13 protein-coding genes are annotated in these 13,552 nt (G+C 48.7%); 9 read left to right on the forward strand and 4 right to left on the reverse strand.

Annotated elements, in window-relative coordinates; translation table 11 throughout:
- Positions 1-151 precede the first annotated feature (151 nt).
- From AC1VYS_RS02595 to AC1VYS_RS02610, 4 genes are all read left to right on the forward strand, one after another.
- Positions 152-850 (forward strand): hypothetical protein, encoded by a 699-nt coding sequence (locus AC1VYS_RS02595; RefSeq protein ID WP_482912877.1) that lies wholly within the window; start codon positions 152-154, stop codon positions 848-850.
- Between the two features lie 116 nt (positions 851-966).
- Positions 967-1,824 carry a serine/threonine protein kinase gene (locus AC1VYS_RS02600; RefSeq protein ID WP_482912878.1) on the forward strand — a complete coding sequence of 286 codons (858 nt, stop codon included), beginning with the start codon at positions 967-969 and terminating at the stop codon, positions 1,822-1,824.
- 605 nt (positions 1,825-2,429) lie between these two features.
- A complete protein-coding gene (map, locus tag AC1VYS_RS02605) occupies positions 2,430-3,176 on the forward strand; it encodes a type I methionyl aminopeptidase (RefSeq protein WP_482912879.1) in 747 nt (248 codons plus the stop codon).
- Between the two features lie 266 nt (positions 3,177-3,442).
- Positions 3,443-4,456: an NADP-dependent oxidoreductase gene (locus tag AC1VYS_RS02610; RefSeq protein WP_482912880.1), complete on the forward strand. Its 1,014-nt coding sequence runs from the start codon at positions 3,443-3,445 to the stop codon at positions 4,454-4,456.
- Between the two features lie 466 nt (positions 4,457-4,922).
- Here AC1VYS_RS02610 and AC1VYS_RS02615 read toward each other — a convergent pair whose 3' ends face one another.
- The 3 genes from AC1VYS_RS02615 to AC1VYS_RS02625 form a co-directional block, all read right to left on the reverse strand.
- Entirely contained in the window at positions 4,923-5,408 is a 486-nt protein-coding gene (locus tag AC1VYS_RS02615; protein ID WP_186809802.1) for a CcdC family protein, read from the reverse strand.
- A gap of 1,362 nt (positions 5,409-6,770) precedes the next feature.
- On the reverse strand, positions 6,771-7,346 hold the full coding sequence (locus tag AC1VYS_RS02620; protein ID WP_482934464.1) for a TetR/AcrR family transcriptional regulator: 576 nt from the start codon (positions 7,344-7,346) through the stop codon (positions 6,771-6,773).
- Positions 7,343-8,068 (reverse strand): MBL fold metallo-hydrolase, encoded by a 726-nt coding sequence (locus AC1VYS_RS02625; RefSeq protein WP_482912882.1) that lies wholly within the window; start codon positions 8,066-8,068, stop codon positions 7,343-7,345. The genes AC1VYS_RS02620 and AC1VYS_RS02625 overlap by 4 nt, the downstream gene beginning before the upstream one ends.
- Positions 8,069-8,498: 430 nt before the next feature.
- Between AC1VYS_RS02625 and AC1VYS_RS02630 the strand changes: the two genes are divergently transcribed.
- Both AC1VYS_RS02630 and AC1VYS_RS02635 read left to right on the forward strand, forming a co-directional pair.
- Entirely contained in the window at positions 8,499-8,960 is a 462-nt protein-coding gene (locus AC1VYS_RS02630; protein WP_482912883.1) for an RrF2 family transcriptional regulator, read from the forward strand.
- A gap of 263 nt (positions 8,961-9,223) precedes the next feature.
- Positions 9,224-9,850: a nitroreductase family protein gene (locus tag AC1VYS_RS02635; protein ID WP_090918698.1), complete on the forward strand. Its 627-nt coding sequence runs from the start codon at positions 9,224-9,226 to the stop codon at positions 9,848-9,850.
- Between the two features lie 247 nt (positions 9,851-10,097).
- Here the strand turns inward: AC1VYS_RS02635 and AC1VYS_RS02640 are convergent, their stop codons facing one another.
- Positions 10,098-10,781: an S-layer homology domain-containing protein gene (locus tag AC1VYS_RS02640; protein ID WP_482912884.1), complete on the reverse strand. Its 684-nt coding sequence runs from the start codon at positions 10,779-10,781 to the stop codon at positions 10,098-10,100.
- Positions 10,782-10,856: 75 nt separating this feature from the next.
- Here AC1VYS_RS02640 and AC1VYS_RS02645 point away from each other — a divergent pair, with 75 nt between their 5' ends.
- The 3 genes from AC1VYS_RS02645 (at position 10,857) to cysT (ending at position 13,479) form a co-directional block, all read left to right on the forward strand.
- Complete coding sequence (locus tag AC1VYS_RS02645; RefSeq protein WP_482912885.1) at positions 10,857-10,979, forward strand: hypothetical protein; 123 nt, start codon at positions 10,857-10,859, stop codon at positions 10,977-10,979.
- A gap of 429 nt (positions 10,980-11,408) precedes the next feature.
- Complete coding sequence (locus tag AC1VYS_RS02650) at positions 11,409-12,494, forward strand: sulfate ABC transporter substrate-binding protein (RefSeq protein WP_482914889.1); 1,086 nt, start codon at positions 11,409-11,411, stop codon at positions 12,492-12,494.
- A 145-nt stretch (positions 12,495-12,639) separates the two neighbouring features.
- Positions 12,640-13,479, forward strand: coding sequence for a sulfate ABC transporter permease subunit CysT (cysT, locus tag AC1VYS_RS02655; protein WP_482912886.1), 840 nt, complete (start codon positions 12,640-12,642; stop codon positions 13,477-13,479).
- Positions 13,480-13,552: the final 73 nt, after the last annotated feature.

Raw genomic sequence — 13,552 nt, forward strand, 5'->3', positions numbered from 1 at the left:
AAGGTTGTTTGGGAGTTGTTTAAGTTTCATGTTCACAGTCCAATGTTGTGCCAAGAGATAGGTCACCCGATCCGATGACAGTTCGTTGCAGGAGCGCCTAAAGTCGTTATTTTGCAAGCCCAAAAGACTTCATACCGGGAGGGAATTCATGATGATTGAAGAAGTAGGAGCAACGACGGAAACGGCCAAGAGCCTGGGGATAGGTGCCAGTACTCTTCGTAAATATGCGGCAGCACTTGAGGAGCAGGGATATCGTTTCGAACGTTCTGCGAATAAATCCAGATTGTTCAAATCCGATGATATCGAGTGCATTGAACGTCTAATGACTGAGCTTAGAGAGCATAACCTGCCGCTGGCTGATGCAGTGGTTACGGTGCTATCCCCAGCAGAAGGGAAAACAGAGCAGCAGTCTATCCAAGCCATTCGTGAGCAAACAGAGCAAGAGTGTGCTGCAGCCAGTACCGTCTTATCTGGATCTAATAATCCATTACCGCCGCTGGAAGTGGATCAGTACGGGCAATTGAGGTCCTATGAAGGACTCGGCCAGCTTGTAAGTGAGGTCACTTACGGTGCGGTTGAACCTAAGCCGGAAGAGGACGATCGCGTGCAGGTGTTACAGCACCGGGTGGATGAACTGGAACTGACACTCCAGCACCTGGCGGAGACTCATCTTGCGCTCCAGGAACAGATGGAGAAGCAACGTCAGTGGATGAACGAAAAACTGGAGGAAGAACGAGATCGCGAACTCGTGACTAATCTGCGCAGTTATCAGGGCCGCAAACGGAAGTCCAAAATCACTTCGCTTCGCATGTTGTTTGGCCTGATGCCGAAGAAACATAAAGAGGCTTAAATGATTCTGCATTATGGATGACTGTGATTTCACATATACAGCCTGCTATAATTAGCTCCAATACAACATGAAGTCCAGCCGCTGATCAGGCGTTTCTCATGACAGGGTAGAGAAACTTGATCAGACACCAGAAAGCTGGCGTGGGAGGCAACGTGGAGCTGGAGCGTAGCTGGCAAAGATTGCTCGGATTATTTACAGACCGCCCTGGGCGGCAAGGGACGATCATAGGGGATCGTTATGTGATACGGGAGCTTCTAGGTATGGGGAGTTACGGATTGACCTATCTGTGCGTGGATCAGCAGACGGGAGGGGAAGTCGCGTTAAAGGAATCGAAGCCGAGTAAGGGCAGGCTTGCTGCGAGGCTTCTGAGCAGGGAAGCGGATGTGTTACAGCATTTGCTTCATCCGGCGATTCCTAAGCTTCTGGATACCTTTAACGTGCGAAGACGGAATTATATGGTGACAGAGTATGTCCGGGGACAGACGCTGGAACAATTGATCTTCGAAGAAGGTCAGCAATATACAGAGCGTGAATGCGTGGAGCTCGCTTGTCAGCTACTGGCTCCGGTAGCTCATGTACATCAGCAGGGATTCATTCATGGCGACGTGCGAATACCTAACGTCATTGTACGAGAGGGACGCGTACATTTGATTGATTTTGGCCTGGCAAGGCGCTTGGGGGAGCCGTTGTTGCCAGAGTTAAAACGCCGAATGAAAGATGTGCCTGAGCCTGAAGATGAACCGGCTATTCCGGATCAGGATCTGCAGGATATCGGTCATTTTCTACTTTTCATGTTGTACTCCGCCTACAAGCCGGAGAAAGGCAGCATGCCTGCCAGCTGGCAGGAAGAGCTTAAGCTTACGCCTGAACTGCATGAGATGCTGGAGCGGCTCCTCGGGCTTCGTCCGGGTTATGAGGGCGGGGCAGGAGAGCTTCAGCGAGAGATGCAATCTTTGAAGCTATTATTGCTTTAAGATCTAAGTGTGCAAGCGGACGAGGCTTAGCGCGTATTTATAAAAAAACAGGGGTGTTCTGCTGACCGTGAGTACGGTATCGGCGAACATCCCTTTATTATAGTTGGAGTCTGAGAGTCAGGCTCAAGCTAGGTCAAGTCAAAATCAAGCCAAGGTGTTCCGTTCCGGCAAGATCCATTGTTACGTTTAGCTGGAGCTGTGTTTTCTGTTTTTGTAATAACCTGATCCCTGGCGCTGATCCCTGTACTTCATGTCGGATGAGGAATAGCGCTTGTAGCCGCGTTTGCCGGAGGAACTGCTGTATTTTTTATAGGATCGTCTATTGGAGGAACTGTAACGTTTGTGGTGAGATGAGGACTTGGAGTCGATAAGTTTGCCTATGAGCTTCTTAAACATGAGTCGTTCATCCTTTCGTTTTCAGTTATTTTATGCTAATACGTGGCTTATCCAAGACGGGTTTCGTGTTTTTGCGAAAAAAGGTACTCCTCCATTCATAGCTTGGCGTATAATAGGATGTTGGTTAAGTTAAGGGAGTTTTTTATTTTGAGCGTTTCGCGTTACAATAGAAGACAGGATAAGATCATAACGGACAAGGAGTAGTTGGCATGATCACGATAAAGACCAAAGAACAGATTGAATATATGAAAAAAGCGGGCGAAATCCTGGCGGCGTGCCATAGAGAGATCGCAAAACTGATTCGTCCGGGAATCACTACACAGGAAATTGACCAGTTTGCAGAGGCGTTTATGAAGAAAAATGGCGCTGTACCGGAGCAAAAAGGATACAACGGGTATCCTTATGCGACATGCGCGTCGGTTAATGACGTGATCTGTCACGGCTTTCCGGGAAAATATGCGCTGAAAGACGGCGATATCGTTACCATCGACATGGTCGTGAATTTGGATGGCTGGCTGGCGGACTCGGCCTGGTCTTATGCAGTGGGGAATGTAAGTCCGAAGGCGCAGCATCTGCTGGACGTGACGAAAAATTCCCTGTACAAAGGCATTGAGCTCGCGGTTGTTGGCAACCGGATCGGAGACATCTCCAATGCGATTCAGCAGTATGCTGAAGGAGAAGGTCTTGCTGTCGTTCGTGAATTTATTGGGCACGGCATTGGGGAAAAGATGCACGAAGAACCTCAGGTGCCTCACTATGGCCCACCGCATCGTGGCCCACGTCTCAAGGAAGGCATGGTGATCACCATCGAACCGATGTTGAATATCGGAACATTCCGCAGTAAGCTGGATTCAGATGGTTGGACTGCACGTACATTGGATGGAAGCCTGTCCGCCCAGTATGAACATACGATTGCGATTACAGCCGATGGCCCGGTCATTTTGACTGAACAATAAGGTGGTTGCTAGGTAAAGTTAGTTCAGAAAAGCTATAAGGCTGGGTGACTGAGATTCCTAATAAGGATGTTTGAAAAAACGATACTACGCATGGTTTAGAGCAATCATGTGAAGATATTAATATATTTCCGGGCGGCCCACGTTTGTGATCCGCCTGTTTCGGTTTAAACTATTATGAAAGATCAACATAGAGCCAGTGGTAACCTGCGTTACTGCAGATGACAAGGGCTGACCTTGAAGCCACTGGGAATCAGGAGGTTATTTTGATGAGTGTAAACAAACAGATCGTACTGGCGTCCCGTCCTGAAGGGGCTCCTTCCAAAGAGAATTTTGAATTTGTTGAGGCACCGTTACCTGAACCGGAGGCTGGGCAAGTGCTGGTTCGTACATTATATTTGTCGGTTGACCCGTACATGCGGGGGCGAATGAAAGATACGAAATCATATGCAGCGCCGTACGCCTTGAACGAAGTTATTAAGGGGGGCGCAATTGGGCAGGTCGTGGAATCATCCGAGCCGAATTTGCGCAAAGGTGATCTGGTTACGGGGATGTGGGGATGGCAGCAATATGCTGCGGTCAATACGACAGATCTTTCGCTGATTGATTCGGACGAGGCTCCAATTACAGCTTATCTCGGTGCTTTGGGCCTGACAGGTTTGACCGCGTATTTCGGCATGGAGGATATCGGCAAACCCAAAGATGGAGAGACCGTTGTGGTCTCTGGAGCGGCAGGGGCTGTAGGTATGATTGCAGGCCAGATCGGTAAAATTGTAGGGGCTCGTGTGGTAGGGATCGCAGGTTCAGAAGATAAATGCGCTTATCTGAAAGAAAAGCTTGGCTTCGACGTCGTACTCAACTACAAGACAGAGCAAGATATGTCGGCAGCGATTGAAAAGGCTTGTCCAAACGGGGTCGACGTATATTTCGACAATGTCGGCGGCGACATTTCGGATGCGGTGCTGCGTCATATCAACCGGAATGCACGTATTCCGCTGTGCGGGCAGATCTCGTCTTATAATCTGGAGAAGCCGGACATCGGTATGCGCCCACAGACGTTGTTGTTAACGAACACGGCGCTGATGAAGGGTTTCCTGCTGGGCGACTACACGAAGTCTTTCAAGGAAGGCCGTGCCAAGTTGGCAAAATGGATCAAGGAAGGCAAGCTGCAATATGAAGAGAATATTGTGGAAGGTTTCGAACGGACGCCGGAAGCGTTTATGGGTCTTTTCTCGGGAGATAATCTGGGCAAACAGCTGGTGAAGGTTGCCGACCCTGAATAGATGGAGTGGAGTTAGATCATTTGAGTTGAAGGATGAATTAATCCCTCCATTCCAACGATCAAAAACGATTTCCGCATGACAGTTCTGATCAAGTCGTTGCAGCCTGCGATTCTCCTATTCTGATGTCGAAAGACAAAAGCATGAATAGGGTTATAAGAGCAAAGGCTGGAACAAAAGCAAAAGTGAAACCAAAGGCGCTAAACAAAGGCTGGAACAAACTATAACAATAGTAGAGCAAAAGCAAAAGTAGAGCAAAAGCAGAACAATTGTAGAGAAAAAGTAGAGCAAAAGCAAAAGACACGTTCTTGGCACCTTTTAATGGTGTGTTGAACGTGTCTTTTTAAAATGATGTTGATGTGATCGAGATGATTGATAGATGCTCAATGCCTTGATTGTTAAATTGTTAAATTCTAATTGCTTTAGACCTAAAAAAATCAGGGTAGTGCCGGGGGATTTTAGCTACCGTTTAGTTCTGAACAGCGAGCACTTCCTTGTAGTGTTTGTACATATATACACGCCAACGCACAATCATACCGAACGCCAGTAGGAAGAACAGGCCGCCTGTTTGCGGAATGCTGACATATCGCTGGATAACTTCATGCAGAATCAGGCGTACAGCCAGAAGTCCTAGTAAAATGAAGGCAAAGCTGCGGGAACGTGTGGCAAAAATCTCTTCTCCTACGCGTTCAAACTTGGTGCTGCGAATGAGAGGATACGAGAAAATAAACCAGCCGACCAGCAGAGCGATGAATGCCCACAACCATGGAACATGGGTCTCCGGAACAACAAACATAAAAAAGCCTGTACTCATGCCGAGCGGCGGAATAATAATTTTACGGATGGTGACCGGCCGGTGGCTGGCTTTCATACGAATGAAGATGGCAAGTAAGGCCATGACAAGCATGCCAACAGTCGCCCCGATTTGAAGATAGTACGGAGAGATTTGAGCCACGTAAACGCCCTCTTTCTACAATGATATGTAATCCGCTAAATCGGATAAGATACAAATTGACCTGATTTTTCAGTTCCTATTATAGCACAAACGCAGCGGTTCGATAGAAGGCATATATTTTAAAACCGAAGTCGATGATGATCGTTTACATTTGGAAAATATGTAGGGAGTGTCTGGAAAATCTGAAGAAAGCAGATTTTGCCGAATTTTCGTTTCGTGCAAGGGAGTTTCCCGCAGGCGTGCCGGGTCACGTCAAGGGAAAGTGACTTAGCAGGGGGCGAAAAGGGGAATGTGCACTTCAGTAGGTTTCAAGACACGCTCTAGTATTGTTCCCGCTGAGTTATCGTTTATTCGAATAAGAGGAAATGGACCGGCTGTACTAACAGATGTAGATGTACTAACGGCCGCATTAAGAAGGCATTACTGGAACAGATGTACAGGCGTGGGGTGGTGTATCTAAACTCATTAACCTCCTGCTCGTGTTCCTGCGCACAAGCTCTATAGGCTAACGATCACCAGGAAGCTTATTTGCCGCATTTTCGGCTCATTTTAAATCTAACGATCAGGAGAAACCTTATTTTGTGAATTTTCGGTCTTTATCACGATTTCTAGCCCGATTTTGAGAGAATAGCGTCTCTGGTGATCGTTAGAATTTTAAAAGGCTGTTTATCGAGCATATAAGGTCTGTGGTGATCGTTAGAATTATAATTGAACGTATGAAGCCTCAACTTTGTCGAGGGGGATTATAGTAGAATGGTCAGATTCAACGGATCAGGCGGCAGAGGTTAGCTTAGTTGTAGGCATGGTTGCCATGAAGTGTGGCACCGCTTGTGCTAGGAGCTACAAGCGGTGCGGGAAATTTTAACGTTACGAAAAGCTTGTTCGTTTGATTGGACGGGCTTCGGTTATTGGGTGTAGCAGGTTTCGGATCCTCTGTCCTTGTTTGGTTACTTGCTCGTGTCCCAACTGTTCTTTTTTGCTTGGATACTTAGGCTGGTCTCGGCGTGTTCCCTCACCGCATGTACATAAGACTGATCACGCTGAGTTCACTCTTGCCATAAAGTGTGGCACCGCTTGTGCTAGGAGCTACAAGCGGTGCGGAAACTTCGTTCGTTTGGTACACAGACTTCGGTTACTTGGTATAGCTCAGTTCCTGAGAGTGTTTTCCTTCGTTTGGTTACTTGGTATAGCTCAGTTCCCGAGAGTATCTGCCTTTTTTCGGTTGCTTTCGAGTGTAGCGGTTGTTTTCTCTTGTTTGATTACCTAGCGTTAGTGTTCTCCAGAAACGTTTACCTCCTGTGCATAGGAACGATAATCTAAACATGCGGGAGTATGCCCCGACAGAGTGAGCTTTGCCCTTGTTTATACGTCTTCGGACAGGTGGCGCAGCCCGTGGAGAAAGGCGGACACGGTCAGACGCAGGCTATCGTCCGGACTGAAATCGATGCCGAAGCCGCCTTGTGCCTCAATGGAGGCAAAACCATGGCAGAGGCTGCGCAACCCCCGAACAGCATGCAATGCTTGTGCTTCGGTGAGGGGATATGGCTGGAAGGTATGCAGCAGCATGTTCAGCAGATCTGTTTTGCATGCCACGAGCTGTGGTTCATTCAGGTCGGGTGCATGGTATGAGGCTTCGTAGAGCCCGGGATGCTGGCGAACGAAGCCTATATAAGCAGCGGCGATGGCCTGAATGGCCTCGTCGCCTGTGCGGTCCGCCGTAGCCGCGTTTACGGCGAGGGCAAGCTGTTGCACTGACATCAGCGCTAATTCCTGGCGAAGCCCGGGAAGCCCGCTGATGTGGTTATAGAGCGACGGCGAGCGCACATCCAGCCGCTTCGCTAGAGCGGCAAGGGTCAGCGCCTCAAAGCCGTCGCTGTCCACGATCTGGGCCGCGGCGCCTAGCAGCGCGCCACGATCCAGACCTTGCCGGGGGCTCATTGCTGCACCCCGGCTGGTTGCAGTCGCTGCTGAGCATCAGCGACTGCCGCGCGCATGGCCGCCGCGGGCTGGCGAAGCATCCGTCCGTGGCCAACGGCCAGCACGGACGGTTCCAGCTCCGCCAGGCGCTTCGCGCTGGCTAGTGCCGCTTCGCGACTCCACGTGGCCAGCGCAGGGAACGGGAAGAGCGGGCGAACGCGGCCGGACACGGCGAGGCCTCCGCGCACCTGATACGCATCGCCGACGATCAATACTCGGCTGCGTTTATCCATGAAGGCCATATGCCCAGGCGTATGGCCTGGAGAAGCAATGGCGACCAGCGAACCGATCTGGTCGCCATCTTCGAGCAGGCGATCCGGCTGCGTACGGACGCCTTTGGGCACACTGCCGCGTACCGGGGTCTGCGGCTCGTGCGGCAACAGCGTTGTGTCCCCGGTTAACAGCTTGGCATCTCGGCTAGAGATGCATACCTCGGCATCGGGGAGCGCATCCTTGAGACCATCAAGCGCCCCAACGTGATCCGCATGGGCATGGGTCAGGATGATGGTGGTGATGGGTTTCCCCAAGGAAGCGGCTGTCTCCAGAATACCTTTGAGACTAAATGGCATGCCTGCATCAATCAGAGTCAAGCCTTGTTCCTCTTCAACAAGATAGACATTTACAGGAAAGAGACGGGGAAGAAATGAGACTTGGTGAACATCGAATTCACGGACAATACGCATCGGAAAACCTCCAAAAACTAATGATGTTAGTAATATAACTAATGAGATTAGTTTTAGCAATAGTCTTTGTAAAAATAACCTGATGACTCCCTATTCGGAATAAAATAAAACTTTACAAAAAAAGCGTTTTCAAAATGGGGATTACCGATTATAATAATCACGTAAGCCCTTTCATATGTCTATCTTATTGGAGCCCTTCGCGAAGCGAAAGGCTCACTTTTTTATGCATAGAACATATTCAAATATCAGATTTTGATTCAGCTTTCAGCGGAACATCGAGAGAGTGTAAGTATTGATATAACAAGGAAATCGGCTCTTTGATTACGATCAAAGCAAAAGTTGACAAACATAACTGTTATTCATATAATGACAGTTATACTTACCTTGGATTGAAGTTCATCGGTGCTATATGCCGGGAAGGGAGTAAGTTATGAACAGCGAATTTACCATTGCGGTGCATTGTCTTGTTTTTCTATCCATGAGAAACGAGTGTATGGCCAACAGTGAAGACCTGTCCCAAAGTGTGGGTACACACCCGGCCAGAGTCCGCAAGGTTCTGAGTGTTCTGCGTAAACATGGTTACCTGACGACGAAGGAAGGTGCTCATGGCGGTTACTTGCTTAGCCGTCCGAGTGAAGAGATTAAGCTGGGAGAAGTATACAGGCTTGTCGCTGGAGGTTCACTGGGGCCAAGCTGGTGTTCAGGTGAATCGGGTTCACCGTGTAAAGTTTCCTCTAATATGCAGGGTGTGATGGGAGCTATATACGATGGAGGAGAAGAGGCGCTAAGTGCTTATTTCGATCGCATATCCATTCATGATGTGCAGCAAAGCATTGAGCGTGGAGAAGGCCCGTTTCCGATAGAAGGTTTATCTGCCAAAGAGAAGTCCTGATTGGTATTGTGAATGTTATGCACGAAGTGCAACATGATCTGGCTTAGCCAGGCGTGGGGGAGAAGTGTAAACAGGCGTATGCTCCGGTGTGAAGTGGTTTGAAAGTTGAGGTAATTCCGGGCATAACGTGAACACAGATGGGGAGCGTTCGTCTGCGCTGATGTTATTTTCGGAAGGCCTGTGCTTGGGGCGGAATGGCTTTCAAGGCGTGCTTTGCGAACGTAAAAATATAATATTCCAAACAGAACTAAGGAGTGGAACACATGTCCGTTACTGAAAAAAATGAAACACTGAGCGTCATCAGCGAACGCCACGCGGTTAAAAAGTATGAAAAAGGTTTTGTATTGCCAGAGGCAGACCTGAACGCAATCTTGACTGCAGCTTCCGAAGCGCCGTCTTCCTGGAACCTTCAACACTGGAGATTCCTCGTGATTGAATCCGAAGCAGACAAAGCAAAATTGTTGCCTATCGCCTACGGACAAACACAAGTAGTGGACAGCTCCGTTACAATTGCCGTTCTTGGTGATCTGGAAGCGAACCGCAATACATTCATCTACGATCAAGCGGTTGAAGCTGGCGCACTGCCTGCTGAAGTTCGTGACGCGTTGGTGGGTCAGATTAACGGTGCTTACCAAAGCCCGCAAATCGCTCGTGATGAAGCGATCCGCAATGCTTCCTTTGCTTCCCAAAACATTATGCTGGCAGCACGTTCCCTGGGTTACGACACTTGCCCAATGGGCGGATACAACCCGCAACAATTGATCGAAGCGTTTAACATTCCTGCACGCTTTGTACCAACATTGCTGATCACTGTAGGTAAAGCTGCTGAGCCAGCTCGTCCATCAGGTCGCTTCCCATTGTCCGAAGTGGTTGTAAAAGGTTCTTTCTAAGCCATCAAAACATGGATTATAAGCAGTGATATTCTAAGCGAGTACGACCCTTTTATGGAGGGGTCTTGCTCGCTTTTTTGCTATTTAATAATTCAGGCTGCGTTATCATGGGCCGATAAAAGGTTTACAATACCCCATTGCCAACTGACCCAAGCCACATCAAGACTGAATATTAAAAACCCGCACCCTCCCTAGGGAAGAAAGGTGCGGGTTTTCGCGATGTTACACTTTTGCCCAAAGAACAGCTCTACTTCTCCGGTGTCTCCGGGATTTGCGGTGTAAAGAAGGATTCCATGTGCTCCAGGGCATTGTACATCATCACAGCAGCCTCAGCGCGAGTTACTGCTTGTTTCGGATTAAACTGTCCATTCGCATCCAATGTGCTGATTTTCAGCACCAAGGAACGCTGTACCGCACCTTGGTACTCTGGTGTAAGTTCATTCTCGTCCGCGATGTCTACCGGCTGGATTTTGATCATAGGCAGACCACCTTTTGCCTCGATAGCTTGCATCAGGAACAGGGTGTACTGTTCACGGGTAAGCGGTTTGGACGGATCGATATTTTGTGGCAACTTGATGCTGTTGTACTGCGCACGGATGAAAGCATCGCTGTACCAGACGCCATCTTTTACAGCAGAGAAATAATCACTCGGCACAGGCATTTTGATAAAACGAATGGCGTTCAGGTTTAAATCCAGTCCGTCCACAATCAGTTGAACACCCTGTGCTGTATTCAGCTGTTCTTCTGGTTTGAACAAGTTGTCACTAACCCCCTTGATCAATCCCTCTTGATGCAGAGATTCAATTTTGTCCGCGCCTGGAACGCCTTGAATATCCATAAATTTAGACGGTGCAGCATGGAGTGGGCCTGCACTTAATGAGAGTGTAAGCAGAGCTCCTGCGGTGAGAGCAGCAATCATATTTTTCTTCATTTCGGTGTCGCCTCGCTTTTCCGGGGAGTTCATATCCCTTTGTTTTAAAGTGATTTGCCCCTATAGACGACCCTTTTGTCCAAAAGGTTGCTTCAACATATCATTAATCTCCATGTAACCGGAGAAGCCGAGGCTTCCAGTAGCAGAGATTCAGGTAACATGATTAATTTTGCTGCCGGAATCTATCTGATTACGTAACTGGGGTGCTCTGTGTATGGGTCTCATCGTTCATAATTATGGTGAGAGCAGCAAGAGGAGTAAAAGTTGCAGATTTTCGGTAAAAAACGGAAAAAACGTTTGACAGTCCTATAGACTGCCTTTATTATACGTATATAACTCACTAAACAGGTAGGAATAATAAAAATGACTGATTGTTTTGCGGAATTGGTCATGACAGACACATGAATGCAATCACGTGAACAGCATAACGTTCTCACCGTATAGACGGAGGAACACCGCAGTGCATTTTACCGATGAAGCATACACGACTTTAGGGGTCGGTATGACTTGATGAAGGGAAGAGTGCACAGGGGGTTCCTCCGTCTTTTTGTTCTTTTCGGATGCGTATCGCTGTTCTGCCGACCTGGAGTTGATCATGCAAGTTTATATCGGGGGGAGTGTAAGATGATGAAAAAGAGAGTTCACAAAGGAATTCTGATTGGGCTGGCATTGGTGTTAACGGGGGTGCTGGCAGCTTGCGGATCAAATAACGACGGGTCAAGTGCAGCGGGCGCAGCAACAGGAACGGGGACAGACGGGAATAAGGAAAGCAGCAAATCAGTTGAACTGCTCAATGTCTCCTATGACCCGACAAGGGAACTTTATGAGGAATATAACAAAGCATTCGCCGCCCATTGGCTGAAAGAGAAAGGCCAGGAAGTGACTATCAAACAATCTCATGGAGGTTCGGGTAAACAGAGCCGTTCTGTCATTGACGGACTGGATGCAGATGTGGTGACGTTGGCACTGGGCTATGATATCGATGCGATTGAAGATAAAGGTCTGATTAACGCAGGCTGGCAGGAAAAATACGAGCACAACAGTTCTCCGTACACGTCCACGATTGTATTTCTGGTGCGCAAAGGCAATCCGAAAGGCATCAAGGACTGGGATGATCTGATCAAGGGAGATACACAGGTTATTACTCCGAATCCGAAAACTTCAGGGGGAGCACGGTGGAACTATTTAGCGGCCTGGGGTTACGCGCTGAAGCATAACAACAACGACGAAGAGAAGGCAAAGCAGTTCGTAGCAGAGTTGTTCAAACATGCCCCTGTACTTGACTCGGGTGCTCGTGGAGCGACAACGACATTTGTGGAACGCGGCATTGGCGATGTATTGCTGGCTTGGGAGAATGAGGCATTCCTTTCCGTCAAAGAGTTAGGGCCAGACAAATTTGACATCGTCGTGCCTTCTATCAGCATTTTGGCTGAACCTCCTGTAGCGATCGTGGATAAAAATGCGGATAAAAAAGGCACTCGCGACGTGGCAGATGCGTATCTCAAATATCTTTATAGCGAAGAAGGCCAGACGATTGCTGCCGAAAACTACTACCGACCTACGCTGGATAGCGTAAAGGAGAAATTCAAGGATCAGTTTCCGAAGCTTGAGCTGTTCACGTTAAAAGATGTCTTTGGTACTTGGCGGGATACCCAGGCCAAACATTTCAAAGATGGCGGCATTTTCGACCAGATCTACGTGCCGGGCAACTGAGAATAAAAGGATGATAGCATCAAAAGCGAGCAAAAGAAACCAATCAAGGCAAACCAATCAATCAAAGCAAAAAACCAAAGTAAACATATCGGGCTGTACGCGGCCAACCAGCCTGACCGGCTGACGGCGGAGAGGATGAATAGGCATGAGTAAGGGAATCGCGATCCGGGCAAGGCGAACATTGCCGGGATTCGGGTTAACGATGGGTTACAGCGTGTTATATCTGAGTCTGGTAGTGCTGATTCCGCTGACGGCACTGTTATTCAACTCCACGGGATTGACCTGGGCAACGATGGTCGAGGTGGCTACCAATCCAAGGGTGCTGGCTTCGTTCCGGGTCAGTTTCCTTACAGCAGGTGCAGCGGCTTTGATCGATCTGTTCCTGGGCCTGCTTTTGGCCTGGGTGCTGGTCCGGTATGAATTTCCCGGCAAACGATTGTTCGACGCCGTCATTGATCTTCCTTTTGCGCTGCCCACAGCCGTAGCCGGGGTGGCTCTGACAGCGATCTATGCCGGGAATGGATGGATCGGACAATTTGTAGAGCCGCTCGGCATCAAGCTGGCATATTCTCAGGTCGGGATTACACTTGCACTTATGTTTATCGGCATCCCTTTTGTCGTACGTACCGTACAGCCGGTGCTGGAGGAGCTGGAGGCTGAGGTGGAAGAAGCAGCAGCGACGCTGGGTGCAGGGCGATGGCGGATATTCCGTACCATTTTGCTGCCGGATCTAATTCCACCGCTGCTGACGGGTTTCGCGTTAGCTTTTGCGAGAGGTATTGGTGAGTATGGTTCGGTTGTATTTATTTCGGGCAATATGCCGATGAAAACAGAAATCGCGCCGCTGCTCATAATGGCGAAGCTGGAACAGTTTGATTATGCAGGAGCTACAGCCGTAGCCTTGCTGCTCTTATTGATCTCGTTTGTCCTGCTGCTGATCATTAATTCCCTGCAACGCTGGAGTCGTAAGGCAGGAAGGGTGTGATTCAGCGGCATGTAATGCCACAAGATCAGTCGCTAACTACTCATTTTAACTTCACATTCTGTCTGTGCGGCTT

Source organism: Paenibacillus sp. G34 (assembly GCF_056856875.1).